This window comes from Bacillus sp. EU52, assembly GCF_037964975.1.
Lineage (GTDB): Bacteria > Bacillota > Bacilli > Bacillales > Bacillaceae > Bacillus > Bacillus subtilis.
Window position 1 is genome coordinate 1,472,457 of the sequence record NZ_CP150177.1, and the last position, 24,767, is coordinate 1,497,223.

Consider the following 24,767-nt stretch of genomic DNA (forward strand, 5'->3'; position numbering starts at 1 on the left):
TAATAAAAAAGAGGAGGGGCCTATTTGAATAAAGAAGCGCTAGTCAATAGGCTGAATGCTTCAGCCAAAAGACAAAAAGCTGATATCGTCATTAGGAACGGAAAAATCATGGACGTATATAATCAAGAATGGATATATGAAGATATTGCGATTACAGATGGAGTTATTGTAGGCCTCGGTGAGTATGAAGGTGAAAATACCATTGATGCAGAGGGACAAATGATTGTTCCGGGTTTTATTGATGGACATGTACATATTGAGTCGTCAATGGTTACACCGATTGAGTTCGCTAAAGCAGTGTTGCCTCATGGCGTGACGACGGTTGTTACAGATCCGCATGAGATCGCGAATGTGTCTGGTGAAAAAGGGATTGTGTTTATGCTTGAACAAGCTCAGCATACACCGCTGAATATCCATTTTATGCTTCCTTCCAGTGTGCCTGCCGCAAGTTTTGAGCGATCAGGCGCAATTCTCAAAGCTGCCGATCTCAAGCCTTTTTATGAAGAAGAAGAAGTATTAGGGCTGGCTGAAGTTATGGATTATGTGTCGGTTCAGCAGGCTGAAGAAGACATGGTTCAGAAACTGCTCGATGCCCGTGTGGCAGGAAAACGGATAGACGGTCATTTAGCTGGTTTATCAACAGACCTCATTAACATTTACAGAACCGCCTTTGTCTTAAACGACCATGAAGTAACATCGAAGGAAGAAGCCCTTGATCGTATCAGAAGAGGCATGTATGTCATGATGCGTGAAGGATCAGTCGCCAAAAACACGCTCAATGTGCTGCCGGCGGTAAATGAAAAGAACGCACGCCGGTTCTTTTTCTGTACGGATGATAAGCATGTGGATGATTTATTGTCAGAGGGAAGTGTAAACCATCAGGTGAAAATGGCGATTCAAGCCGGACTTGATCCGTTTTTAGCCTATCAATTAGGAAGCCTCAATGCGGCCGAATGCTACGGATTAGATACAAAGGGAGCGATTGCCCCGGGTTTTGACGCTGATTTGCTCTTTGTATCTGATCTGGAAAATGTCACTGTCACAATGACGATGGTAAAAGGGCAGACTGTTGCTGAAGACAGCAAAGCGGTCTATCAGGATCATGCTTCAACTGCAGCACCAGATCAGGCACTGCTTGATTCTGTTAAGCTTGCTGCTCCTCTTAACAAACAGGATTTTCATATGCCAATCGATTCAGAGCAGCAAATCAATGTCATTCAAATCATACCAAATCAGCTTGAAACACGATTAGTACAAGTTCCGGCTCCTGTTGCCCGCGAATTTGAGCCTGACACTGAGTTTGATTTGTTAAAGATTGCAGTTGTCGAGCGGCATAAAGGATTAAAAGAAACCGGACTTGGTGTTGTGAAAGGTTTTGGATTCAAGAGCGGAGCGATTGCCACAACCATTTCACACGACTCCCATAATATTATTGCTGTCGGAACGAATGATGAGGATATCGCGGCGGCAGTTAATAAGCTGCAGGAAATTGGCGGAGGATTAACGATTATAAAAAATGGGGAAGAGCTCCATTCAGTACCGTTGCCGATTGCAGGGTTATTATCCGACCAATCTGCAGAGCAAGTGAATCAAAGCTTGCTGACGCTTCATGATAAATTGCCGTTAATCGGTTTCACAGGCGGATTTAATCCATTTTTGACATTGTCGTTTTTAGCTTTGCCTGTCATTCCTGATATTAAAATGACGACTACGGGATTATTCGATGTAAAATCATTTCAACACATATCACTGCAATAAAAAGAGGCACTCCCTTAGGGAGTGCCTCTTTTTTTAAACCTCCATAATGATCGGCAGGATCATTGGACGGCGCTTTGTTTTTTCGTACAAGAAAGGCGCAAGAGTGTCTGTAATCTCGTTTTTGATTTCAGACCATTGAGTCGTTTTTCGTTCCATTACTTTTTGTAAGTGATTTGAAATGAGCTCTTGAGCGTCGTTGATCAAGTCGCCAGATTCTCTCATGTACACAAATCCTCTGGAAATCAAATCTGGACCCGCTGAAATCTTGAAGTCGTCCATGTCAATGCTGACAACAACGATGACAAGTCCTTCTTCAGAGAGAATTCTGCGATCACGAAGTACGATATTGCCAATATCACCGATACCGCTTCCGTCAATGTACACTGAACCGGACGGGATTTTTCCTGCAACTGAAGCCTCATCGCCTTTAAGCGCTAATACTTCACCATTATCCATGATAAAGCAGTTTTCCTCTGGGATGCCACAATCTGTTGCAAGCTTGACATGCATCTTTTGCATTCTGTACTCACCGTGAATCGGCATGAAGAATTTAGGCTTGATTAAACGAAGCATCAGCTTCTGTTCTTCCTGTCCGCCGTGACCGGATGTATGGATATCGTTAAGAGGGCCGTGAATAACCTCAGCACCCGCACGATACAGCTGGTTGATTGTTCGACTCACGCTGATTGTGTTGCCTGGGATAGGGGATGAAGAAAATACGACCGTATCCCCAGGATTGATTGAAATTTGGCGGTGTGTGCCGTTTGCAATTCTTGATAACGCCGCCATTGGTTCCCCTTGGCTTCCTGTACATAAAATTGTTACTTTATTAGCAGGCATACGATTGATTTCGTTATGCTCAATAAACGTATTTTTAGGACAGTTAATATAACCGAGTGTCTGTCCAATTTCGATAGCCGATTCCATACTGCGTCCAAATACGGCAACTTTTCTTCCATTTTGTACAGCAGCTTCAATTACCTGCTGCAAGCGGTGAATATTCGACGCAAATGTAGCAAAGATAATTCGGCCGTCCACCTTGCGGAAAATGTCATGAATGCTTTCTCCTACACGACGCTCAGACATGGTAAACTCCGGATTTTCACTGTTTGTGCTGTCTGAAAGAAGGCACAAAACGCCTTCTTTACCGATTTCGGCCATTTTCGTTAAGTTTGCCGGCTCGCCGACTGGAGTAAAGTCGAATTTGAAATCCCCAGTATGTACAATGTTTCCGGGCGGCGTTTTTACAACAATGCCGTAGGAATCCGGAATACTGTGTGTTGTTCTGAAGAATGACACAGCCGTTTTGCGGAACTTTACAATATCATCCTCGCCGATAATGTTCAGTTTCGTCTGTCTCAATAATCCATGCTCTTCAAGTTTATTCCGAAGTAAGCCGATCGCGAGTTTTCCGCCGTATACAGGAATATTCACTTGTCTGAGCAGGTATGGAATACCGCCGATGTGGTCTTCGTGCCCGTGGGTGATAAAAAGCCCTTTAATTTTATCTTCGTTTTTGACTAAATACGTATAATCAGGGATGACGTAGTCAATTCCGAGCAGTTCGTCCTCGGGAAACTTGATCCCCGCATCAATCAGTACAATTTCATCCTGGAATTGCACCGCGTACGTATTTTTACCGATTTCGCCCAAACCTCCGAGGGCGAAAACAGCAGTCTGATCATTTTTTACAAATTTCATACCGCTCATAACTCCAATACTTTAAAATTTTCGCTCTGTTGTTCATATTCTAAGAATGCACCATCAACAGGTGTAATAAACTCAATATTAAATTTCTTTTCTTTCAGCTTTGTTCTGACGTCACGCTCAGATACGCCTTCAATATAAAGTGAATCTGTCTTTTCCCGAACAGGTACTTCGTCAGCCTTCTCTTGATAAAATACCTTATAAATCATTCCAAATCTCTCCTTAAATGCCGTATGTTAGACTCGCTCATTCTATTATATTCGAAAACGGAATATAAGGAAAGCCTTGAGCAAAATAAGGATCTCTCAAAAAGTGAAAGATCCCTTGTCAGGCAATTGCTTTCTTACGGAGCATTCCGTTCCATTGTCTTCTGAGTTTCTTTCTTAATTTACGCAGCATTAGCCAGTCCCTCCTTTAATGAAAAATTTGTCCCAGAGTTCTTTTATACAAATAGTATACGGAGATTGAGGAAGACTTTTCGTGGTTATTAATGGAATTTAATATGATTTTTGAACGAAATTGTTTGCTGAATGACAATCTTTTTGTATGATGAGGGTGGGAATTGCAGACCAAGACGATAAAGGGGAAGTTGCGATGGATTCTAAATTAATCTTTTTTGATATTGACGGCACAATATATGATCATGATAAGAATATACCGGAAAGTACGAGAAAAACCGTGGCGGAGCTGCAGCGCCAAGGGCATCATGTGTTTATTGCCAGCGGCCGGTCTCCATTTTTGGTTAAGCCGATTTTGGAGGAGCTGGGCATCCACTCATTTATTTCCTACAATGGACAGTTTGTTGTCTTTGAAAATCAAGTGATTTATAAAAATCCGCTGCCTAAAGATGCAATCAGGCGATTATTAAAGCAGGCGGATGAAGGCAAGCATCCTGTTGTGTTTATGGCTGAGGACACGATGAAAGCGACTGTTGCGGATCACCCTCATGTTCTCGAGGGAATCGGCAGCCTTAAAACCGATTACCCAGAGACCGATGACCTTTTTTATGAAGGAAAAGAAATTTTTCAGCTTCTTTTATTTTGTCAGGATGAAGAAGAAAAAGCTTATGCCGCTTTTCCTGAGTTTGATCTAGTTCGCTGGCATGAGCTATCGACTGATGTTCTGCCGCACGGAGGTTCGAAGGCAGAAGGAATCAAAAAAGTGATTGAGCGTCTTCCGTTTGATATCGGCGATACATATGCTTTCGGCGACGGATTAAATGATCTGCAAATGATTGAATATGTTGGGACAGGCGTTGCTATGGGAAATGCTGTTCCCGAACTGAAAGAAATCGCGGACTTTGTAACAAAACCGGTGGACGAGGATGGAATTGCATACGCTGTCAAAGAATTGGGCCTTTTAAAATAAAGAAACGGCTGGCATTGTGCCAGCCGCTTTTTCTATTAGCGCTCAATTGCGAGTGCATTTTCAGGTTCTTTGAAAGGATTTTCCTTATCAATATGATCATAGAACATAACGCCGTTCAAATGATCGATCTCATGCTGAAACACAATAGCCGGAAATCCTTTTAAACGAATATCAATATTTTCGCCTTCTAGTGTTGTTCCTTTTACTCTGATACGAGAATAGCGGGGAACATAACCGGGAATCGCTTCATCCACAGAGAGGCAGCCCTCGCCGCTTGTTAAGTAGCTTTTTTCAACTGAATGGCTGACGATCTTAGGATTAAACAGAGCATAGCTGTATAATTTACCGGAAGCATCTTCCGCATGAACGGCGATCATTCGTTTTTTGATATTAATTTGAGGAGCTGCGAGTCCTACGCCAGGGCGCAGCTTGTATTTTTCGGCTAATTCAGGATTTTGGCTGTTTTTAACAAATTCGATCATGTCGGCCAGCTGCTGTTTTTCTGCATCAGTTGGAGGCAGCTCAACAGGTTCGGCAGTCTCTCTGAGGGCTGGATGGCCGTCACGTACGATGTTTTCCATAGTAATCAAGAAACTTCACTCCTAAAGCTTAATATGTAAATTATATCGGATTTCTTCACAAAGGTGCAACGAAACGAATGACCAGCCGTATATGGCTGGTCAATTTCATGCTGTGTGGTTAGCAACAGCCTCCGCCTAAATAAGCAGCTCCGACAATGATTAACAGAATGAATAAAACAACGATTAGCGCAAAGGTGCGGCCGTAGCCATATCCGCAGCCACCATATCCGTAACCACCATAACTGCAGCAGCCTCCGCCGTAACCATATCCATACATATTACATAACCTCCTCTTTTAATTACGCCAGAGCCTTTATAAGTAGGCATAGCGTCTAATATAACCTATGTAAAAACAAAAAAGTTGTATGGTCATCTGTCCTGATTTTTCACTTTTTTGATTTAATTTCAGTATTGCATTAATACAGCACGACTATTGCCAAATGTCCCCATGGATTCTATAGTAGAAATTGTCAAGATTGGGGGATTTAACGTGAAAGACGCAATAAAACGGCGGCCTAGAATGAAGATCGGAGCTTTTTGTGCCATGGCACTGATATTAACAGGATGCATGGGACAGGACCCGGTTGATTCACTTCATCATTCGTTAGAAAAAGCCGCGGAATCGGAAAAGCCGTTTCAAGAAGAACAAAAAACACTCAAAGAATTAGAGGCCAAAGAAAATCAGCTTTACGATAGTGTTATGAAGCTCAATATGGATGATTATAAAAAAATTGTTGCTTTATCTAATAAGGCGCTTGAAAATGTCAGCAAGCGCGAAGAACACCTAAAGCTTGAAAATGACAGCATGAAAAAATCGGAAACAGAATTTGAGGAAGCAAAAACGTCAGCGGAACATATTAAGGAAAAAGACATAAAAGAAAAGGCCGATGCCGCAGCAAACCATATGGAGAAAAGATATACATCATATGGCACTATGTATAAAGAGTATAAAAAAGCGCTTGAGCTTAATAAAAAACTGTATATGCAGCTGAAAGACAAAGACTTGACAAGAGATGATCTGGATCAGCAGATCGATAAAGTTAATGCTTCTTATGAAAAGATCCTTAAATATAGCGGAGAATTTAATGAACAAACCGAAAAATATAATAAAGCCCGGGAAGATTTATATGATGCTGCAGGCTATCGTGTGAAAAAGAGCTGACTCGATCAGCTCTTTTTTGAATGAAATGCGATTCGGATTTCATTCAAAATTTTCATTTCTATTGTAGTACAGCATAGTAAGGTATACTAGTACAGTTTTGGGCGCGGTTGGCATCTGTTTTTTTGTTGAAAATGTAAAGCGAATACATTTATTGAAAATCAGCGATGAAAACGATTGACGGTTCTTCTTTATTTGGTGTAAACTAATCCATGTTAAGCGGTGTTGTATTAGTTTTTTACAACTTCGAAATAATACAGTTCAAAGCAGAGTGTAACTATCCTACATAAAAGGTTTTGGCAAACTGGGGATCGGCTAAAATATAATACGACTTACTGCTGATACTTTAGGGTACCCTAAGTTTGTATGTATAAAAGGAATGCACGTCTAATGACTGTTTAAAAGAAAGGAAGAGGTGACTTAGTATGGCTGCAAAAACGAAAAAAGCTATCGTTGACAGTAAGAAGCAATTTGATGCCATTAAAAAGCAGTTCGAAACGTTCCAAATTTTAAATGAAAAGGGAGAAGTCGTGAATGAAGCGGCGATGCCTGATTTAACTGATGATCAATTAAAAGAGCTAATGCGCCGCATGGTATTTACGCGTGTGCTTGACCAACGCTCTATCTCATTAAACCGTCAAGGACGTCTCGGATTTTACGCTCCTACTGCGGGTCAAGAAGCTTCTCAGATTGCAACGCATTTCGCGCTTGAAAAAGAAGACTTTGTTCTTCCTGGATACCGTGATGTGCCTCAGTTAATTTGGCACGGCCTTCCATTATATCAAGCGTTTCTTTTCTCTCGCGGACATTTCAGAGGAAACCAAATGCCTGATGATGTGAATGCCCTTTCTCCACAAATCATTATCGGTGCTCAATACATTCAAACTGCCGGTGTTGCGCTAGGTCTTAAAAAACGCGGTAAGAAAGCTGTCGCAATCACTTACACTGGTGACGGCGGAGCTTCTCAAGGGGACTTCTACGAAGGAATTAACTTTGCCGGAGCTTATAAAGCACCTGCAATCTTCGTGGTGCAAAACAACCGTTATGCGATTTCAACTCCTGTTGAAAAACAATCTGCAGCTGAAACAATTGCACAAAAAGCTGTAGCTGCCGGTATTGTCGGCGTACAAGTAGACGGAATGGATCCGCTTGCTGTATACGCAGCAACTGCTGAAGCACGCGAGCGTGCAATCAACGGCGAAGGTCCAACACTAATTGAAACACTTACATTCCGTTATGGCCCGCACACAATGGCTGGTGACGATCCTACTAAATATCGTACAAAAGAAATCGAAAATGAGTGGGAACAAAAAGATCCGCTTGTACGCTTCCGTGCGTTCCTTGAAAACAAAGGCTTATGGTCTGAAGAAGAAGAAGCAAAAGTGATTGAGGATGCGAAAGAAGAAATTAAGCAAGCGATCAAAAAAGCTGATGCTGAACCGAAGCAAAAAGTAACTGATTTAATGAAAATCATGTACGAAAAAATGCCTCACAACCTTGAGGAGCAATTTGAAATTTATACACAGAAGGAGTCGAAGTAAGCCATGGCGCAAATGACAATGATTCAAGCAATCACGGATGCGTTACGCACAGAACTGAAAAATGACGAAAATGTCTTAGTTTTCGGAGAAGACGTTGGTGTAAACGGCGGCGTATTCCGTGCGACAGAAGGATTGCAAAAAGAATTCGGTGAAGACCGTGTGTTTGACACGCCACTTGCTGAATCTGGTATCGGCGGTCTTGCCCTTGGTTTAGGCTTAAACGGCTTCCGTCCGGTAATGGAAATCCAATTCTTCGGATTTGTTTATGAAGTAATGGATTCAGTTTCTGGCCAAATGGCTCGTATGCGCTACCGTTCTGGCGGACGCTGGACTTCACCTGTAACAATTCGTTCTCCATTCGGCGGCGGTGTTCATACTCCTGAACTTCACGCTGACAGCTTGGAAGGTCTTGTTGCACAACAGCCTGGTATCAAAGTTGTGATTCCATCAACTCCTTACGATGCCAAAGGACTTTTAATTTCTGCGATCAGAGACAATGATCCTGTTGTCTTCTTAGAGCATATGAAGCTTTACCGTTCTTTCCGTCAGGAAGTTCCTGAAGAAGAATACACAATTGAGCTTGGAAAAGCTGACGTGAAACGTGAAGGTACTGATCTTTCAATCATCACTTACGGCGCAATGGTTCATGAATCATTAAAAGCTGCTGATGAGCTTGAAAAAGACGGCATTTCTGCTGAAGTTGTCGACCTTCGTACAGTAAGCCCACTTGATATCGATACAATTATCGCCTCTGTAGAAAAAACAGGACGCGCGATTGTCGTTCAAGAGGCACAAAAACAAGCCGGTATTGCTGCAAACGTAGTAGCAGAAATTAATGACCGTGCGATCCTGAGCTTGGAAGCACCTGTACTTCGCGTTGCAGCGCCAGATACAGTATTTCCTTTCTCTCAAGCGGAGAGCGTATGGCTTCCAAACCATAAAGACGTTCTTGAAACAGCAAGAAAAGTGCTTGAATTTTAATCAAACTGAATAATCGAGAGGGAAGATGAACGTTTTCCCTCTATTATATATCTGTTTTCAATGCTTACGATGTAAACTTTAAAATTGCTTAATCAAACTAGGAGGTCGAGAACTGTGGCATTTGAATTTAAACTTCCAGATATCGGGGAAGGTATCCACGAAGGCGAAATCGTAAAATGGTTTGTCAAGCCTAACGACGAGGTAGACGAAGATGATGTACTGGCTGAAGTCCAAAATGATAAAGCAGTAGTAGAAATTCCTTCACCTGTTAAAGGAAAAGTATTAGAATTAAAAGTTGAAGAGGGAACGGTTGCAACGGTTGGACAAACGATTATTACGTTTGATGCACCTGGTTACGAAGATCTTCAATTTAAAGGCAGCGACGAGTCTGACGATGCGAAAACTGAAGCACAAGTTCAGTCAACTGCAGAAGCTGGACAAGACGTTGCGAAAGAAGAGCAAGCTCAAGAGCCTGCAAAAGCTACTGGCGCAGGACAGCAGGATCAAGCTGAAGTTGACCCGAACAAACGCGTGATCGCTATGCCTTCCGTACGTAAATATGCTCGTGAAAAAGGCGTAGACATCCGTAAGGTTACTGGTTCAGGCAACAACGGACGTGTTGTAAAAGAAGATATCGACAGCTTTGTAAACGGAGGAGCGCAAGAAGCTGCACCGCAAGAAACAGCTGCACCACAAGAAACAGCTGCTAAACCGGCTGCTGCACCAGCTCCAGAGGGCGAATTCCCAGAAACACGCGAAAAAATGAGCGGTATCCGTAAAGCAATTGCAAAAGCGATGGTTAACTCTAAACACACTGCTCCTCACGTAACGTTAATGGACGAAGTGGACGTAACAAACCTTGTTGCACATCGTAAACAGTTCAAACAGGTTGCTGCTGATCAAGGAATCAAGCTGACTTACTTGCCTTACGTTGTAAAAGCTCTTACATCTGCACTGAAAAAATTCCCTGTTTTAAACACGTCAATTGACGATAAAACAGATGAAGTCATCCAAAAACATTACTTCAACATCGGTATCGCTGCTGACACTGAAAAAGGCTTGCTTGTACCGGTTGTGAAAAATGCAGATCGTAAATCTGTCTTTGAAATTTCTGATGAGATCAATGGCCTTGCAACAAAAGCTCGTGAAGGCAAGCTTGCTCCAGCTGAAATGAAAGGCGCATCTTGCACAATTACAAACATCGGTTCTGCCGGCGGACAATGGTTCACTCCGGTTATCAACCATCCAGAAGTTGCGATTCTTGGTATCGGACGCATTGCAGAAAAAGCGATTGTTCGTGATGGCGAAATCGTAGCAGCTCCAGTCTTAGCTCTTTCTCTCAGCTTCGACCACCGTATGATCGACGGAGCAACTGCGCAAAATGCATTAAATCACATCAAGCGTTTACTGAACGATCCACAATTAATTTTAATGGAGGCGTAATGTTATGGTAGTAGGAGATTTCCCTATTGAAACAGATACTCTTGTAATTGGTGCGGGACCTGGCGGCTATGTAGCTGCCATCCGCGCTGCACAGCTTGGACAAAAAGTAACAGTCGTTGAAAAAGCAACTCTTGGAGGCGTTTGTCTGAACGTTGGATGTATCCCTTCAAAAGCGCTGATCAATGCAGGTCACCGTTATGAGAATGCAAAACATTCTGATGACATGGGAATCACTGCTGAGAATGTAACAGTTGATTTCACAAAAGTTCAAGAATGGAAAGCTTCTGTTGTCAACAAGCTTACTGGCGGTGTAGCAGGTCTTCTTAAAGGTAACAAAGTAGATGTTGTAAAAGGTGAAGCTTACTTTGTAGACAGCAATTCAGTTCGTGTGATGGATGAGAACTCTGCTCAAACATACACGTTCAAAAACGCAATCATTGCTACTGGATCTCGTCCTATCGAATTGCCAAACTTCAAATATAGTGAGCGTGTGCTGAATTCAACTGGCGCTTTGGCTCTTAAAGAAATTCCTAAAAAGCTCGTTGTTATCGGCGGCGGATACATCGGAACTGAACTTGGAACTGCGTATGCTAACTTCGGTACTGAACTTGTTATTCTTGAAGGCGGAGATGAAATTCTTCCTGGCTTCGAAAAACAAATGAGTTCTCTCGTTACACGCAGACTGAAGAAAAAAGGCAACGTTGAAATCCATACAAACGCGATGGCTAAAGGCGTTGAAGAAAGACCAGACGGCGTAACAGTTACTTTCGAAGTAAAAGGCGAAGAAAAAACGGTTGATGCTGATTACGTATTGATTACAGTAGGACGCCGTCCAAACACTGATGAGCTTGGTCTTGAGCAAGTCGGTATCGAAATGACGGACCGCGGTATCGTGAAAACTGACAAACAGTGCCGCACAAACGTACCTAACATTTATGCAATCGGTGATATCATCGAAGGACCGCCTCTTGCTCATAAAGCATCTTACGAAGGTAAAATCGCAGCAGAAGCTATCGCTGGAGAGCCTGCAGAAATCGATTACCTTGGTATTCCTGCGGTTGTTTTCTCTGAGCCTGAACTTGCATCAGTTGGTTACACTGAAGCACAGGCGAAAGAAGAAGGTCTTGACATTGTTGCTGCTAAATTCCCATTTGCAGCAAACGGCCGCGCGCTTTCTCTTAACGAAACAGACGGCTTCATGAAGCTGATCACTCGTAAAGAGGACGGTCTTGTGATCGGTGCACAAATCGCCGGAGCAAGTGCTTCTGATATGATTTCTGAATTAAGCTTAGCGATTGAAGGCGGCATGACTGCTGAAGATATCGCGATGACAATTCACGCTCACCCAACATTGGGCGAAATCACAATGGAAGCTGCTGAAGTGGCAATCGGAAGTCCGATTCACATCGTAAAATAATTTTCATATCAAAAACAGCCCTCGCTCAAAGCGGGGCTGTTTTTTTATTTTGACAGCACATGCTGTAATGGTTTAATGATGTCTTCTTTCTTTTTCACACATCCCTCGATTTTCACCACGACATGGCGCTGATCAACAACCATAAGGGTAGGGACAGTTTCAATCTCATCTTCCCAGCCTTCTTTTTTATCATAGACCTTCATTTTATCTATTTGCTCGGGATAATCTTTTTCTAAATCAAGCAGTGCATCGTAATAAGGCGCTTCCTGGTCTATTTGGTTCTCATCAGAAAAAAACAGGATTTGTGTATGATGAATGTTGTCAATCCGGCTTTTTTTCATCGGATTGATGGTGGAAAGCGTACAGCCCGATAAAGCAAATACTATTATCAGCATAGGGAATACCGCGCGATATCGCATCTATCTTCTCCTCTGTATAAACAGTAGTTAACTAGCTTTAGTTTATCACGAGAGGCGGCTTAATCTGCTTCTTGTTACCTAATTGTTATATAATTGAAACCGTTTTTAAAGTGAGATTACATATTATATCAATCGTTTAAAATAGCAACCTGGGGTATATTGAATTTTTTGCTGCATTCTTGGATGAAAGTTCAAGAAAACGTGAAATTACATTATGTGCTGTGGCATATATATCGAGTAAAGCTTCTGTATGAAGAAGATATTGTATGAGGGAAAATGGAAAAGCACGGTCTATATGATGATCTAAAATTAAATGTGTTATACAGTTTATTGTTGACATTTTAAATGTGACATATTAATATAATAACAACAAAAGAAATTAAGCGTTTTCAAATTTCAAAGAAATGGGGAATAAGAGATGGGTACGATTGTTTGCCAAGATTGCAACGAAGCCATTCATTACTTTGAAGATGAGAAAGTGACAACATTATACGGAACATGCTGCGGACAATGTCAATGTCCTGTTGATGAAGAGTAAAAAAAGCATGCGGCTTTAAGCCGCATGCTTTTTATTTTTTATTGAATTGCTTTTTGTTCTTTGATGACCCGGATCATATGTAAAGTCGAGTCCTCAGGTCCTTGAACAGGGAGGCCTGCGTCAAGGTTTTTAAAAATGTAGCTGATGTTTTCTTCTGTAATAATTTCTCCTGGGATGAAGATTGGAATACCAGGCGGATATACCATGACAAATTCAGCAATAATCCGTCCGGATGCTTCTTTTAATGGGATGACTTCCGTGTTTGCATAGAAAGCATCACGCGGAGTCATTGCCAATAAAGGTATTTCTGGAAGCAGAACCTCAGTTTGCTGATGTGTTACATCTTGTTCTGACATTTGCTGTGCGATCTCAGTTAAAGCCTCTACAAGCCGGTCTGCATCATTTTGGCTGTCACCAGGAGTGAAAATACACAAAATATTGTACAGATCAGAAAGCTCAACCTCAATATTAAAGGATTCACGAAGCCATTTTTCCACGTCATGCCCTGTCAGGCCAAGACTTTTCACAGAGATAATCAATTTTGTCGGATCATAGCTGTAAGCTGCTTTCGAACCAAGAATCTCAGAACCGACACAATAAATGCCTTCAATCTGGTTGAGGCGATCTCTCGTCTGATTGGCAAGCTTTAGTGTTTCCTCAGCAAGCTGGTGGCCTTCTGTTGCAAGGCGTTTTCTGGCAACATCCAAAGAAGCGAGAAGCAAGTAAGAAGTTGACGTAGTTGTCAGCATGCTCAGTATGGATTGCACTCTGTCTTTTGATACAAGGCCCTCTCTCATGTTTAAAATCGAACTTTGCGTGAGTGATCCGCCCAGCTTGTGTACACTTGTCGCTGCTATGTCCGCTCCTGCCTGCATAGCCGATAGCGGCAATTCGTCGTGAAAATGAATGTGAACGCCGTGTGCTTCATCCACAAGCACTGGCACATCAAACGAATGAGCGAGTTCTACGATGCTTTTTAAGTCGGCTGCAACACCGAAATATGTCGGGTTGATGACGAGAAGCCCTTTTGCATCCGGATGTTCGGTAAGCGCCCGTTTAGCAGATTCAAGTGTAATTCCGTGGGAGATGCCCAATTCATTGTCAATTTCAGGATGAATAAAAATTGGAATCGCTCCGGAAAATACAATAGCTGTCATAATTGATTTATGAACATTTCTTGGAATAATAATTTTATCACCAGGTCCGCAAACAGCCATTACCATTGTCATAATGGCGCCGCTTGTTCCTTGAACAGAAAAAAATGTATGATCCGCTCCAAATGCTTCAGCAGCCAGATCTTGTGCTTGTTTAATAATGCCTTTTGGCGCGTGCAGATCGTCTAATGGTTCAATATTAATCAAATCTATGCTTAACGCGTTTTCACCGATAAATTGTCTGAATTCTGGGTCCATTCCTGCCCCTTTTTTATGGCCGGGAATGTGGAATTGAACAGGCTGTCTGCTTGCATGCTTTTTCAGTCCTGTGTATAAGGGTGTTTCATGTTGCGACAATTGTTTTCCCACCTTTGTAATCATACCTATGCATAATAGTGTGTATTAAAATCAGTTTCTCAACCGTTTTTTAGACGTAAAACAAATGAATTATATTATGAACTTGAAAGAATGTAAAGAACAATTTATGATCAAATGAAGATGCTTTCTCTTAAGGGAAGTAAATCTATAAGGAGTGAAGAAAATGGAGTATCAATATCCGATGAATGAAGATTGGACAACCGAAGAAGCAGTGGATGTGATTGCATTTTTCCAGCAGGTTGAGCTTGCATATGAAAAAGGGGCGGATCGTGAAGAACTGCTTAAAGCTTACCGCCGTTTCAAGGAAATTGTACCGGGGAAGGCCGAAGAAAAAAAGATATGCGGCGAGTTTGAGGAACAAAGTACATATTCTCCTTATCGCACGGTCAAACAGGCGAGAGAATCTGATCACGCGAAGATTAAGATGTAAGAAAAAGAGCCGGGGGATATCCCGGCTCTTTTTTATGCTTGTGATACTTTTTGGGTGAGACGGTACAGAAAAGCAAGCTGCTTAAAGGCATCATCGATACGCTGAAGGAATTCCTGGTTATTCATATTCAGCACTTCTTCTTTTTGGAGCTGGATGCCGCATAACAGCTCAGCTTTCTTTACAGTCTGCAAACGCTCAAACAGTGTCTTCAGTTGTTCCTTGTCCATTTCAGACTGTTTATGTACGCCCGGTTTTGTGTGATCTGCAGACCAAACGAAGCTGTCAGGGATATTTTTCGTAATGGTTTCTTGGTTCACTTCAAGCAATTTGCCGTATTCTTCTTTGATAGGGGATTCATAAATAATCGCGAACCACACAAAGACGTGGCTTTCCCATAAACCAATTTGGAAATGCGGCAGTTTTTTATAGCCTCTTTTGCTGTTTGCGAACGCCACCCAGCTGTCAGCCGGGGGATTGACGGATCTTCTTGCGTGCTTCGCCACATGCGGAAACATTTCATCTCCGGTTAAAGCTGATAAAGTTGGGGCAAAATGTTCGCCTAGAGCTGTAAGCTTCGGACGGACCGTCTCTTTTAATACTTCCATGCGCGCGTCTAAGCCTTCTATTGTAAATGTGTTAAAGTCTTCTTCAGTGAAACGCATTTGTGTCATGATTTTCCTCCTTCATGCTAAGTATACATATTTTATCACAGTTCATACGAGCTTCAAAAAGATTGAGCGCGTTTGAAGTAAGGGGAAATGTGGTAATAAACGAGTAGGTAAACACACAATTTTCAGAATCATGTTGCGCGTAAATAGAACAATCATACGATATAAGAAGTAATCATTGTTGAATGGCAAAATGGGATGCTTTTTTACAAACAAATGATCTCTGGAAGGGGCGAAAGACAATGAGGCAAGTTGTAAAAGAGGGATTTAAGGAAGAGAAAAACAATCGTGTTGCTGTCTGGAGACTAGAGGTTGATTATGAATTGGCAACCCTATATGAAGCAATGCAGAAAGAAAATGAAGAGCAGATTGAACAAAGCAAAAACAAACTTGAGCGACTTAGAAAAGAATGGATTCGTCTTAACGGGTAAAAAAGCGATAGTGAAAACGAACCGCATGAATGGTTCGTTTTTACGTGAGAAGGGATATTTTTCATTTTCCTTGCTTTTTCATTGCCGTTATCAGTATCCTATAAAATAAAAGGTCTACATAGAAGAGAGGTACGAACGAATGACAAATTGGACGGAAATCGATGAGATTGCAAAGAAATGGATAAGAGAGGCAGGCGCGAGAATTAAACAATCCATGCATGAAAGCCTGACAATTGAAACGAAATCAAATCCGAATGATTTAGTCACCAATATTGACAAAGAAACCGAAAAGTTTTTCATTGATCGAATTCAAGAAACATTTCCGGGACATCGGATACTCGGTGAAGAGGGGCAAGGAGACAAAATCCACTCACTTGAGGGAGTCGTATGGATTATTGATCCGATTGATGGGACGATGAATTTTGTGCACCAGCAAAGAAATTTTGCGATTTCCATTGGGATTTTTGAAAACGGTGAAGGGAAAATCGGTTTAATTTATGATGTGGTGCACGATGAGTTGTATCACGCATTTAGCGGCAGAGGAGCTTATATGAATGAAACGAAGCTGGCTCCATTAAAAGAAACCGTCATTGAAGAAGCGATACTTGCCATTAATGCAACATGGGTAACGGAAAACAGAAGAATTGATCAAAGTGTGTTAGCGCCACTTGTGAAAAGAGTCAGAGGCACACGCTCCTACGGTTCTGCCGCTTTAGAGCTGGCAAATGTCGCGGCAGGAAGAATAGATGCTTACATCACGATGCGGCTTGCGCCATGGGACTACGCAGCCGGCTGTGTGCTGTTAAATGAAGTAGGAGGCATCTATACGACCATTGAAGGAGAGCCGTTTACCTTTTTAGAAAACCACAGTGTGCTAGCCGGAAATCCATCTATACATAAAACGATATTTGAAGAGTATCTTCATGCTGGGAAGTAGGCCATTTGAGCAGGATGATCTCAGCTTGTTAGAAAAGCTCGCGGAGGCTCATCCTGTATGGAAAGAGGAGGAGTTTGGAGATAAAGATGCAGAAGACTATATCATTTCCTACTCCATGTACAACGGTTCATGGCTTGTATGGGAAAAAGACGGTATGCCTGTTGCCGTCAGCTACCATCTCGAGTGGTCTCCTTCAAACGGTAAGCCGTGGCTCGGAACGGTTCTGATTGACCCGGCTGAAGAAAAAAAGGGACATGCGAAGATGATCATTGAACAGATCAGCAAATTGCTTAGAGCGAAACATAAAGCGATGTTTGCGGGAGTTCCCATTGAGCGCAGGGAATGGATACTGTTTTTAAGCCAATGCGGCTTTGAACAGCTGAAAACGGAAAAAGATGAGAAAGGCAAATCATTTATGATCCTGGTGAAGCCTTTAGCAGAAGCTGCCATATGATAATGGCAGCTTATTTGTTGCATGCGGGTTCAATAAAAAGCCTCTCAAACATTGAGAGGCTTCTGATAATTTGAAAATTATTTTTTTACTGCATGAATATAATGAATCGTTTCAAACGCTGACAAATTGTCTTTTCGATTACTAAACAAAAGGTCATTAATGTCGTCTGGTGATAGATGTTCATAGATCAGTAAACCAGATGACTCTAACAGATGTTCAATCTCTTGATAAGTGAAACATGATTTCATCGGTTCCCCGCTTGCGGCAGCCATCTTCACCATATGTTCAACTCGATTCGACGTCCCTTTTGCTGTAAAAAGTGTTTCGTCCGCATAATCAAAAACAATAGAGCTTCCAGGCGGGACATGAGAAAATAAATTGCTGATCAAGCTTGCATTTTCTTCCCGTGTTACATAATAAGACACTCCGAGAAGGCTGAAGAATGTTTTTGTGTTTTTAAATCCTTCATCTAAGAGAGGATCATACGAAAACGTTTTGGTGAAATCCATAGGAACAAAATGAAGATGACCCGGAATTGTCAGATTTGCATCCTTCAGCTTATTTTTTTTGAATTGCTGTGTAGCCGGATGGTCAACCTCGAAAACCTGTAAGCTGTTTTCTAATTCTGGATGCCGAAAGCAGAAGGTATCCAGCCCCGCTCCAAGAATGACATACTGTTTTGCCCCCAGGATTAATTCGTTGTGCAAGACTTTTTCACAATAAGAAGCACGTGCTAGTGGCGTGGGAGACAGCTGGATTTGTGCAACCCATTTTAATATTTTTTCAGGATCATTTTGAAGACGTTCGGCGATCTCTTTGTTGAAAAACGATATTCCTTGAATCATATTTTTACTGATGTCGATAAACTCTTTTTCGTTAATGAGATCTTTTGCGATAAAATCATCAAAAATAAGAGGTGTGTCATATTTGCTGTGATAAGCACGGGCAAACGCTGAAATCAAAGACGTTAAGCTGGACTCATTTTTCCTCATGAAATGATCCTCCACAAAAAATAAGATTCTCCTGGCCAGGAGAATCTTATTATACATACAAATATATTAATGGTAAATTTTAGCATAAATAAATTTTTTTGTCAATGTTTTTGCTCTTAACTGGACGCGCGATCCTTCACATAGCCACGTGACCTGTAGCAGAATTCGTCTATCAATTATGTGGACTGAATCATTAGCTTTTATAAAATGCGTACTTGCGGCTGCATCCCTCTTTTTGCAAATCAGGAGCGGTTTGCTGTCTCATGGCAGCATCTTTTCGTCGTTTCAGCTGAGAGAGAAATCAAGATATGTAACAATAAAAGCCTGAGGGATCTCAGGCTTTTTCTAATATTACAATCCAACAGCATTCCAGGCTGCTTCAACTTTAGCGGCATCAGTTGAGCCGTAGAGGTCACGGGCAGACTGAATGAGAGCTGCCTTGGCATCTTTGAATGTGGAAGAAGGCGTGAGGTACGTAGTTAACGCACGGTAATAGATTTGCTGTGATTTAGATACACCAAGTTTTGTGATGGTGTTGTAAGCGGCTTTGTTTGGAATTCCGCTGTTTGTGTGTACACCGCCATAATCGCCTTCATCTGTGTTTGGAAGGTTTCTGTAATTGGCGTAATTGTCAGGCTGGTTGTATTTTGTAGGGTTGGACAGGCTGCGAAGAGCAGGCTGGCTGACCGTAATGTCTTCACCGATGTCCCAGTCTTCTGTATCGTTAAAATACCCGAATACGTCAGAGAAAGACTCGTTTAATGCACCTGGCTGATTTTCATAAATCAAGTTGGCTGTTTCTTGGGTGACGCCATGTGTCATTTCATGCGCTGTCACATCTAATGAGCCGGAAAGCGGAGAGAAGAATGAACCGTCGCCATCACCGTAAATCATCTGGTCTCCTGTCCATGCAGCGTTATTGTATTGAGTGCCGTAGTGAACGGAAGAAACGATTTTACTGCCTTTGTTATCATAGCTGTTTCGTTTAAAGTTTGAATAAAAATAATCGTACACTTTACCGAGGTTATAGTGTGCGTCAACGGCTGCCCGCTGTGATGAAGATGTAAATGTTTTCGTTGTGCTTGAGACAAGCGTGCCCGGAAGGCGGCTTTGTCTGTTTTGTAAATCATATGTGATGATTTGGGTGCCTGTTGGTTTTGAAAGATCTCTTAGAACATATTTTCCGCCTTCATAAGAGATGTTCAAAGGAACAGTTGCGCCCTTTAGAGTTGTTCCGCTTCCAGTGGCGGCGGCATGTTCTACTTTATTTTGCTGTTTTAAAATGCTGCCTGTTTCGGCGTCAACTAAGACTTCCCAGTTTGCAGGTTCAGGCTCGACATAGCGAATCGTCACGTCGTAAGCAAGACGATAGCTGCCGTCTTTTGTTTCTATCGCTTTTAATTCGGCTTTATTGCTGTTTTTGGCCGCTCCGTTAGAAACAGCGTCTGGTGATTTGCCGATAGCTTTGAAAGCGAGTGCCAGCGCTTTTTCGGAAGAGACTTTTTGGCTGTTATCTGTTTTTGCAGCAGATTGATTGTGTAATTCACCATTGACCGCATAGACATTATCGGATTTATCGACGTGAACGATCACTTGCGAATCTTTAATTGGCACTCCGTTAACGACAGGCGCATATCGAAAGTGCTTGTATCCAAGGGCATCAGTCGTGCTTTCAACAAGCTTCAGCCTTTTGGAAGGGTCACCTTTAAAAATGTTGCTGTTCTTTTTCAAAAACTGCTTGACAGCCTTGTCATTTGGTGCAGAGAGTTCTGATTGCGCAATCGCGTTTTTGGAGAGGAAATTTGTTTGATTCTCTTTAAGCTGATGACCTTCAGCAGCCTGAACACCTGGCAGGCTGATTGATAAACTCATAAACGAAGCAGCGACAGCAACAGACAATTTCTTACCTAAACCCACAATAAATCCCCCTTTTTGAAAATACTGAAAACTTTATATTGTTATATTAAACTAGCATTCTGGAATACTCAACAAAAACTAACATAACTAGACAAAATTGATAGTATTGTCCTGTGTTTGTTTTTGTTGAATAATATCAAGATGAGTCAAGTGTCATGTGACGGTTCACTCAAGAGTTATGTTTTTTACATATCAAGGGGAAGATGAGATATTTTTTGTTTCAACTTGAAACTTTTTGAAAAGTCCGCTGTCTAACCGAATGAGGCCTTAATAAGAAGTAAAGGATTGTTGTTCGTGTTGGAGTTATTCAGTCATTATGTATTGCATTTCGAACGTTATTTTATATTAAGCAGACAAAGCACCCTGCTGATTCAATGGTCAATTGTTGTTCTGGCGGGCTTATATCTTTTGGTGCATCATCCCAAAATAAACCGGCAGCGCACAATGTTCTTGGCGGGTGTTATATTGCGGATTGTGCTGCTGGCGGGAGTGTCTGTTGAACTTATTCACCAGGTGCAATCAACAAACTTCACCAGCGCTTACTTAAGAGAGGACGGAAAAGAACTGCTGCCGCTGCTGCATTTTTTGTTATACGGATATGTGCTGCTGACGGCTTTTCACTATATGCTGATGCCGCGTGATCATGGCGGAAAGGGTAAGTTTTATACGTTCGACCTTGCCGTTGTCAGTTTGCCGATCGTACAAATGATTTTTAGTTTCTTTTCGTATTGGAAGGAATACCCGGATGGGATGGAGCCGATTGCATTCGTGTTTCTGTTTTTCATCATCACTCTTCCCATTGCGTTGAATGTAGTGTTTTTCAAGCTGTATTGGAGAACGGATAAGATCTTACTAGGCTTATTTTATACGCTGATTATCGGACTGCTTGTCTTGCTGCTTGCGCCATATCCCAATCAAATCTCAAAAGATTATGGTGCAGTAATGCCATATACGATTTATTTGGCAATGGCGGGATTTTTGATGAGCTATCATCTGTTCCAAAAGTCAGGAAAGGTTTATGTGCGTGTGAATAAGTGGGTGACGATGGCTGTCCTGGTGTTTTTTGTCCTGCTGTTAAATCCGATATATAACATAGGAACGGCTGCTTTCGCTGTATCAAAGCCAGCAAATGTCCATGATTCATTCAATTTTGTCGGGGAGCACATTTCATCAGAAAAAGCGGAACAGATACTAAAGTCATTTTTTCCTACGGATGAAACACTTTATTTGCATGATACAAACATGGATGTGCATTATTTCTACTCATTTGAAAGCAAAGGTTACAAAGCTGAGGTAGATGAAGTATCGCAGCTGATTCGTAATTATGAATACTTACAAAAAGCACATGGGAAAAAGCTAACGAATCAGGAGTACAAGCGGAAGTCCATCGCTTTCCTTGAGCGACACGGACGTGTGTTACATAAGGATCATATCGAAACAAAGGTATCAAATGAGGACGGCCAGACAGTCGTACGTATATACCTGAAAAACCAGCTTCATAAAAAAGATCATGCTGATGATGGCGCGGTATTTTATTGGGAAAAGGAAACCTTAATGGGTTTTAGTGAAGATCCATCGATTTACCAGCTTGACTCTCTTCTGCATGTTCATATAACGGAACAAGACATTCAAGACAAAGTGGAACAAATGTTTACAGCGCTGAACATCTCAAAACAGCCTTATCAGATCACTGATATTGAAAGCAATAGCCTGCTCGGAAGCATGGTGAGAGTGGAAACAAAAGGTGGAATTGTTTTGGAATTTGAGGGCGAATCAGGTTGTTTACATAGTCTTTCGCTTCCGATGAAAAAGAATATCTCAATGGCTAACAGCCGGATGCAGCATCAGATATTATCGATCTTCGATGCTCGTGGATCAGAAAAGAAGAAAAAAAGCAGTCAGGGTGACATGGTGATGTATACTGATTCTTCTAAAACATATGAGTTTTTTGAAGATCAAGGTCAGCTAAACGTTTATGTATACAGCGATACACCTGATCAGTCATTCCCTTATACGTATCGTAATGGAACATTGGCATACGAAAAGGTAGCTTCTCTATATCAGGGTGTTATTTACAAAAAGCGTATGCGTCCGATTATCGTTCAAAGAGGGGATGAACGGCATTATGCATGGCTGATCATTATTCAGCCGTTTGGTTCAAATCGCCATGATGCCTATGTAGTGGATGGAGAAACACAAGAGGTGAAAAGTCTTTATGAATCATAAAGAAAAAGAGTCTGTTTTTGTAGACTTATACGACCTGTATAAAGAAGGAGAGCTAGAGGATGAATCAATGGAATGGATGAAACAGCATGAATCCCTATTTCAAAAGAATGCGGAAGACTTAAAGAGTAAAACTTGTTTAAAGAGAAGTCCCGGTGCTGAAGAAGAAAGCCAAATCAGATATATGAAAGTATACCTGTCTTCCATGTATATCTGTTTCATTTTATTGGCCATTTGGATGACGGTGTGGTTTTACTTTTAATGAAGCATAGGGATTCCATTGAGGACTTGTATCGGCAGTATTATCAAGAAATTTTAAATTATTTATTCAGAAGGACTCATCATCTTGAAACAGCCAAGGACTTAGCGCAGGACACGTTTGTAAAAGCTCTTAACGGTCTGGCTTCGTTTAGGGGGCATTCTTCCATCAGAACATGGCTCTACACCATTGCGCATCATACCTTTATCAATTGGTACCGAAGGGATGTCAAATACCAATTTACTGAAATCAGCAAAAATGAAGGGTTAACGCAAACAACTTATGACCAGCCTGAACAGTATCTGTCACGGACGGTGAAAAGCGAAACACTGCGGCAGGAGCTCCTGAAGTTAAAAGATCAGCATCAATCCGTTTTGATTTTAAGAGAATTCCAAGAGCTTTCTTATGAAGAAATCGCTGAGATATTAGGATGGAGTCTTTCTAAGGTGAAAACCACATTGCACCGGGCTAGATTAGAGCTAAAGAAAAACATGACGAAAAGTAGAGAGGAGGAGCGGATATGACCTGCTTTCTAGTAAGAGACCTGCTTCCTCTGTATCTTGAAGGTGATTGTAAAAGAGAAACGGAACACGTTATAGAAGAGCATTTAAAAATGTGCAGCAGCTGCAGAGACATGTATGACACGATGGCTGAGCCATTTGAATTGGAAAGCGAACAGGCCGTTGAGGAGGCTTATCTGCCGGAAGAAGAACTGCGTTTTAAACAGAGGTACTATGGATTACTGATCATGAAAGCTGCCTGCTGGTTTGGAGCGGCGGTTGCCATGATGCTGATCATCAAACTGCTGATATAAAAAAAGCGCTTGTCCGATTCCGGCAAGCGCTTTTTTACATTAAGCCTGGGGATGAATCATATCGTAAATAGCGGCAAGCTGTTCTTGTGACAGGGCACTGAAGAGTTTTTCATAAACGTCAGCTTGCAGTGGCGTTGCACCTGCTTGTAGCGCTGCGTCTTTATCATAGCTGTACACATCATCTTGTAGCACAATGGCTGCTTGAAGAATGTGAATCTTGAGAGAAACAGCGGAGAAAAATTGTTCAAGTGCAAGTGCTTCTTTTTCTGTGAAGCCAAGTTCAACTGCTTTTTCTGTATCAAATTTGTAATTTCCATCCTCGAGATACACACATTGTGAAACAATGCTGAAAAATTCTGATGTCGATTCCCAGAGTGTAGCAATTACCTGAGCCTCTTCTTTTGTCATTCCTAACTCGACAGCTTTTTCGCTGTCAAAATAATATACACCGTCTTGTTCGTATATACATTGATTTAATATATCAATGAATGTATTGAGATCTTCGTTAGTGCTCGCCTGATGCTGGAGTTGAACAGCAGTGTTATCAACCAGTGTTTTTGCGCTGGCTGCATCAGGACCGAACGTTAATAGAGCAGCTGATGTCATTGCGGCAGTCGTTAACATAGCTTTTTTTACAAATGTTTTCTTCATGTTTCTTCTCTCCCTTTTATGAATTGTGCTACAAATTCCATTATAGGGAGTAGTTTCCGGTGGAGGAATAGGCGCTATGGTATTTTATGTGTATCGTTGCCGAACTACTTTTTGAAGGCTGCACGTGTGATCGTTAGAACGTTTGTCTATGTATGAAGGATGATTTGCATCTTCCTGACTAAGAAACAGGGGAGATAAGGCTTAAAGAAATGGAAAACACCGCTATCTTTGCGGTGTTTTTTGATTACAATGTCGCCGGCGGGGCAATGCTTTTAATCAAGCAAGCCTTGTTCGCGCATTTTCTTTTTTAATGTAAATCCGCCGCCCATGACAGCGCAAACAAGTACAATGCTGGCGATGATGCCAATAGCGCTTTTTTCAGCGATAAAGACGCCGATCAGCATAATGCTGAAAACCGCTGCAAATGCAAATAATAGTAAAAGCCAATTCATTTTTTTCATATTTTCCATCCCCTTTTACGTCTTATATTAAGTTTACTGAAAAACGTGACGCTTTTAAAGAGGATGTGTGGTATAATATGAAAGTT

Annotated in this window: 27 protein-coding genes; 16 read left to right on the forward strand and 11 right to left on the reverse strand. The window is 41.7% G+C overall.

Annotation, left to right across the window (positions count from 1 at the left end):
• The first annotated feature begins 24 nt into the window (after window positions 1-24).
• Window positions 25-1,758 (forward strand): adenine deaminase, encoded by a 1,734-nt coding sequence (gene ade, locus NSU05_RS07715; RefSeq protein ID WP_032721495.1) that lies wholly within the window; start codon window positions 25-27, stop codon window positions 1,756-1,758.
• A gap of 33 nt (window positions 1,759-1,791) precedes the next feature.
• Here the strand turns inward: ade and rnjA are convergent, their stop codons facing one another.
• Together rnjA and rnpZA are read right to left on the reverse strand one after the other, a co-directional pair.
• A complete protein-coding gene (gene rnjA, locus NSU05_RS07720) occupies window positions 1,792-3,459 on the reverse strand; it encodes a ribonuclease J1 (RefSeq protein WP_003245660.1) in 1,668 nt (555 codons plus the stop codon).
• A 5-nt stretch (window positions 3,460-3,464) separates the two neighbouring features.
• Window positions 3,465-3,674 (reverse strand): RNA polymerase subunit omega 1, encoded by a 210-nt coding sequence (gene rnpZA / locus NSU05_RS07725; protein ID WP_003222303.1) that lies wholly within the window; start codon window positions 3,672-3,674, stop codon window positions 3,465-3,467.
• A gap of 385 nt (window positions 3,675-4,059) precedes the next feature.
• Here rnpZA and NSU05_RS07730 point away from each other — a divergent pair, with 385 nt between their 5' ends.
• Window positions 4,060-4,833 (forward strand): Cof-type HAD-IIB family hydrolase, encoded by a 774-nt coding sequence (locus tag NSU05_RS07730; protein WP_015715823.1) that lies wholly within the window; start codon window positions 4,060-4,062, stop codon window positions 4,831-4,833.
• Between the two features lie 35 nt (window positions 4,834-4,868).
• Here NSU05_RS07730 and def read toward each other — a convergent pair whose 3' ends face one another.
• On the reverse strand, window positions 4,869-5,423 hold the full coding sequence (gene def / locus NSU05_RS07735; RefSeq protein ID WP_029726528.1) for a peptide deformylase: 555 nt from the start codon (window positions 5,421-5,423) through the stop codon (window positions 4,869-4,871).
• A gap of 109 nt (window positions 5,424-5,532) precedes the next feature.
• The gene (locus NSU05_RS07740; protein ID WP_003232317.1) at window positions 5,533-5,691 is read right to left on the reverse strand and encodes a YjcZ family sporulation protein; all 159 of its coding nucleotides are present in this window, start codon (window positions 5,689-5,691) and stop codon (window positions 5,533-5,535) included.
• 213 nt (window positions 5,692-5,904) lie between these two features.
• On the opposite strand from NSU05_RS07740, the gene NSU05_RS07745 reads away from it, so the two are divergent.
• The 5 genes from NSU05_RS07745 to lpdA all read left to right on the forward strand — a co-directional run bounded on the left by NSU05_RS07745 (window position 5,905) and on the right by lpdA (window position 11,955).
• Entirely contained in the window at window positions 5,905-6,576 is a 672-nt protein-coding gene (locus NSU05_RS07745) for a YkyA family protein (RefSeq protein WP_038428909.1), read from the forward strand.
• 422 nt (window positions 6,577-6,998) lie between these two features.
• On the forward strand, window positions 6,999-8,114 hold the full coding sequence (gene pdhA / locus NSU05_RS07750; protein WP_003222294.1) for a pyruvate dehydrogenase (acetyl-transferring) E1 component subunit alpha: 1,116 nt from the start codon (window positions 6,999-7,001) through the stop codon (window positions 8,112-8,114).
• A 3-nt stretch (window positions 8,115-8,117) separates the two neighbouring features.
• Window positions 8,118-9,095 (forward strand): pyruvate dehydrogenase complex E1 component subunit beta, encoded by a 978-nt coding sequence (gene pdhB, locus NSU05_RS07755; RefSeq protein WP_003232313.1) that lies wholly within the window; start codon window positions 8,118-8,120, stop codon window positions 9,093-9,095.
• A 114-nt stretch (window positions 9,096-9,209) separates the two neighbouring features.
• Complete coding sequence (pdhC, locus tag NSU05_RS07760) at window positions 9,210-10,538, forward strand: pyruvate dehydrogenase complex dihydrolipoyllysine-residue acetyltransferase (RefSeq protein ID WP_003232311.1); 1,329 nt, start codon at window positions 9,210-9,212, stop codon at window positions 10,536-10,538.
• Window positions 10,539-10,542: 4 nt separating this feature from the next.
• Window positions 10,543-11,955 carry a dihydrolipoyl dehydrogenase gene (gene lpdA / locus NSU05_RS07765; protein ID WP_003232309.1) on the forward strand — a complete coding sequence of 471 codons (1,413 nt, stop codon included), beginning with the start codon at window positions 10,543-10,545 and terminating at the stop codon, window positions 11,953-11,955.
• Between the two features lie 44 nt (window positions 11,956-11,999).
• On the opposite strand, the gene slp is transcribed toward lpdA, so the two are convergent.
• Window positions 12,000-12,374: a peptidoglycan-associated lipoprotein Slp gene (gene slp, locus NSU05_RS07770; protein ID WP_003245672.1), complete on the reverse strand. Its 375-nt coding sequence runs from the start codon at window positions 12,372-12,374 to the stop codon at window positions 12,000-12,002.
• A gap of 418 nt (window positions 12,375-12,792) precedes the next feature.
• Here slp and NSU05_RS07775 point away from each other — a divergent pair, with 418 nt between their 5' ends.
• Window positions 12,793-12,912 carry a GapA-binding peptide SR1P gene (locus tag NSU05_RS07775; RefSeq protein ID WP_003232305.1) on the forward strand — a complete coding sequence of 40 codons (120 nt, stop codon included), beginning with the start codon at window positions 12,793-12,795 and terminating at the stop codon, window positions 12,910-12,912.
• A 38-nt stretch (window positions 12,913-12,950) separates the two neighbouring features.
• On the opposite strand, the gene speA is transcribed toward NSU05_RS07775, so the two are convergent.
• Entirely contained in the window at window positions 12,951-14,423 is a 1,473-nt protein-coding gene (gene speA / locus NSU05_RS07780; RefSeq protein ID WP_017694801.1) for an arginine decarboxylase, read from the reverse strand.
• A 184-nt stretch (window positions 14,424-14,607) separates the two neighbouring features.
• Between speA and NSU05_RS07785 the strand changes: the two genes are divergently transcribed.
• Entirely contained in the window at window positions 14,608-14,874 is a 267-nt protein-coding gene (locus NSU05_RS07785; RefSeq protein ID WP_014476700.1) for a UPF0223 family protein, read from the forward strand.
• Between the two features lie 32 nt (window positions 14,875-14,906).
• Here the strand turns inward: NSU05_RS07785 and NSU05_RS07790 are convergent, their stop codons facing one another.
• Window positions 14,907-15,545 carry a YktB family protein gene (locus tag NSU05_RS07790; protein WP_015252167.1) on the reverse strand — a complete coding sequence of 213 codons (639 nt, stop codon included), beginning with the start codon at window positions 15,543-15,545 and terminating at the stop codon, window positions 14,907-14,909.
• A 239-nt stretch (window positions 15,546-15,784) separates the two neighbouring features.
• On the opposite strand from NSU05_RS07790, the gene NSU05_RS07795 reads away from it, so the two are divergent.
• From NSU05_RS07795 to NSU05_RS07805, 3 genes are all read left to right on the forward strand, one after another.
• Entirely contained in the window at window positions 15,785-15,973 is a 189-nt protein-coding gene (locus NSU05_RS07795; RefSeq protein WP_009967148.1) for a hypothetical protein, read from the forward strand.
• Between the two features lie 139 nt (window positions 15,974-16,112).
• The gene (gene suhB / locus NSU05_RS07800) at window positions 16,113-16,910 is read left to right on the forward strand and encodes an inositol-1-monophosphatase (protein WP_014476703.1); all 798 of its coding nucleotides are present in this window, start codon (window positions 16,113-16,115) and stop codon (window positions 16,908-16,910) included.
• A gap of 25 nt (window positions 16,911-16,935) precedes the next feature.
• Window positions 16,936-17,364, forward strand: coding sequence for a GNAT family N-acetyltransferase (locus NSU05_RS07805; protein WP_080031034.1), 429 nt, complete (start codon window positions 16,936-16,938; stop codon window positions 17,362-17,364).
• A gap of 77 nt (window positions 17,365-17,441) precedes the next feature.
• On the opposite strand, the gene NSU05_RS07810 is transcribed toward NSU05_RS07805, so the two are convergent.
• The gene (locus NSU05_RS07810; RefSeq protein WP_015715830.1) at window positions 17,442-18,356 is read right to left on the reverse strand and encodes a class I SAM-dependent methyltransferase; all 915 of its coding nucleotides are present in this window, start codon (window positions 18,354-18,356) and stop codon (window positions 17,442-17,444) included.
• 351 nt (window positions 18,357-18,707) lie between these two features.
• Window positions 18,708-20,273, reverse strand: a complete 1,566-nt coding sequence (nprE, locus tag NSU05_RS07815) for a neutral metalloprotease NprE (RefSeq protein ID WP_003245026.1) — start codon at window positions 20,271-20,273, stop codon at window positions 18,708-18,710.
• 285 nt (window positions 20,274-20,558) lie between these two features.
• Here nprE and NSU05_RS07820 point away from each other — a divergent pair, with 285 nt between their 5' ends.
• From NSU05_RS07820 to sigQ, 4 genes are read left to right on the forward strand one after another with little or no spacing between them, the layout of a single operon-like run.
• The gene (locus NSU05_RS07820; RefSeq protein ID WP_082200942.1) at window positions 20,559-22,499 is read left to right on the forward strand and encodes a hypothetical protein; all 1,941 of its coding nucleotides are present in this window, start codon (window positions 20,559-20,561) and stop codon (window positions 22,497-22,499) included.
• The gene (locus NSU05_RS07825; RefSeq protein WP_003232287.1) at window positions 22,489-22,758 is read left to right on the forward strand and encodes a hypothetical protein; all 270 of its coding nucleotides are present in this window, start codon (window positions 22,489-22,491) and stop codon (window positions 22,756-22,758) included. The genes NSU05_RS07820 and NSU05_RS07825 overlap by 11 nt, the downstream gene beginning before the upstream one ends.
• A complete protein-coding gene (gene ylaC, locus NSU05_RS07830; RefSeq protein WP_038430006.1) occupies window positions 22,758-23,279 on the forward strand; it encodes an RNA polymerase sigma factor YlaC in 522 nt (173 codons plus the stop codon). Before NSU05_RS07825 ends, ylaC begins: the two co-directional genes overlap by 1 nt.
• Window positions 23,276-23,569, forward strand: a complete 294-nt coding sequence (gene sigQ / locus NSU05_RS07835) for an anti-SigP sigma factor SigQ (RefSeq protein WP_003232283.1) — start codon at window positions 23,276-23,278, stop codon at window positions 23,567-23,569. The genes ylaC and sigQ overlap by 4 nt, the downstream gene beginning before the upstream one ends.
• A 39-nt stretch (window positions 23,570-23,608) precedes the next feature.
• On the opposite strand, the gene NSU05_RS07840 is transcribed toward sigQ, so the two are convergent.
• Complete coding sequence (locus NSU05_RS07840) at window positions 23,609-24,220, reverse strand: hypothetical protein (RefSeq protein ID WP_015383573.1); 612 nt, start codon at window positions 24,218-24,220, stop codon at window positions 23,609-23,611.
• Window positions 24,221-24,492: 272 nt separating this feature from the next.
• Window positions 24,493-24,681 (reverse strand): YlaF family protein, encoded by a 189-nt coding sequence (locus tag NSU05_RS07845; protein ID WP_014476712.1) that lies wholly within the window; start codon window positions 24,679-24,681, stop codon window positions 24,493-24,495.
• Window positions 24,682-24,767: the final 86 nt, after the last annotated feature.

Bases quoted from the DNA above. Each gene is read 5' to 3' on its own strand.
- NSU05_RS07740 (WP_003232317.1), bottom strand. From the start codon at position 5,691: ATGTATGGATATGGTTACGGCGGAGGCTGCTGCAGTTATGGTGGTTAC.
- NSU05_RS07795 (WP_009967148.1), top strand. From the start codon at position 15,785: ATGAGGCAAGTTGTAAAAGAGGGATTTAAGGAAGAGAAAAACAATCGT.
- NSU05_RS07810 (WP_015715830.1), bottom strand. From the start codon at position 18,356: ATGAGGAAAAATGAGTCCAGCTTAACGTCTTTGATTTCAGCGTTTGCC.
- lpdA (WP_003232309.1), top strand. From the start codon at position 10,543: ATGGTAGTAGGAGATTTCCCTATTGAAACAGATACTCTTGTAATTGGT.
- rnjA (WP_003245660.1), bottom strand. From the start codon at position 3,459: ATGAAATTTGTAAAAAATGATCAGACTGCTGTTTTCGCCCTCGGAGGT.
- suhB (WP_014476703.1), top strand. From the start codon at position 16,113: ATGACAAATTGGACGGAAATCGATGAGATTGCAAAGAAATGGATAAGA.
- NSU05_RS07825 (WP_003232287.1), top strand. From the start codon at position 22,489: ATGAATCATAAAGAAAAAGAGTCTGTTTTTGTAGACTTATACGACCTG.
- pdhA (WP_003222294.1), top strand. From the start codon at position 6,999: ATGGCTGCAAAAACGAAAAAAGCTATCGTTGACAGTAAGAAGCAATTT.
- NSU05_RS07845 (WP_014476712.1), bottom strand. From the start codon at position 24,681: ATGAAAAAAATGAATTGGCTTTTACTATTATTTGCATTTGCAGCGGTT.
- slp (WP_003245672.1), bottom strand. From the start codon at position 12,374: ATGCGATATCGCGCGGTATTCCCTATGCTGATAATAGTATTTGCTTTA.
- sigQ (WP_003232283.1), top strand. From the start codon at position 23,276: ATGACCTGCTTTCTAGTAAGAGACCTGCTTCCTCTGTATCTTGAAGGT.
- NSU05_RS07785 (WP_014476700.1), top strand. From the start codon at position 14,608: ATGGAGTATCAATATCCGATGAATGAAGATTGGACAACCGAAGAAGCA.
- NSU05_RS07840 (WP_015383573.1), bottom strand. From the start codon at position 24,220: ATGAAGAAAACATTTGTAAAAAAAGCTATGTTAACGACTGCCGCAATG.
- NSU05_RS07790 (WP_015252167.1), bottom strand. From the start codon at position 15,545: ATGACACAAATGCGTTTCACTGAAGAAGACTTTAACACATTTACAATA.
- NSU05_RS07730 (WP_015715823.1), top strand. From the start codon at position 4,060: ATGGATTCTAAATTAATCTTTTTTGATATTGACGGCACAATATATGAT.
- rnpZA (WP_003222303.1), bottom strand. From the start codon at position 3,674: ATGATTTATAAGGTATTTTATCAAGAGAAGGCTGACGAAGTACCTGTT.
- pdhB (WP_003232313.1), top strand. From the start codon at position 8,118: ATGGCGCAAATGACAATGATTCAAGCAATCACGGATGCGTTACGCACA.
- NSU05_RS07775 (WP_003232305.1), top strand. From the start codon at position 12,793: ATGGGTACGATTGTTTGCCAAGATTGCAACGAAGCCATTCATTACTTT.
- ylaC (WP_038430006.1), top strand. From the start codon at position 22,758: ATGAAGCATAGGGATTCCATTGAGGACTTGTATCGGCAGTATTATCAA.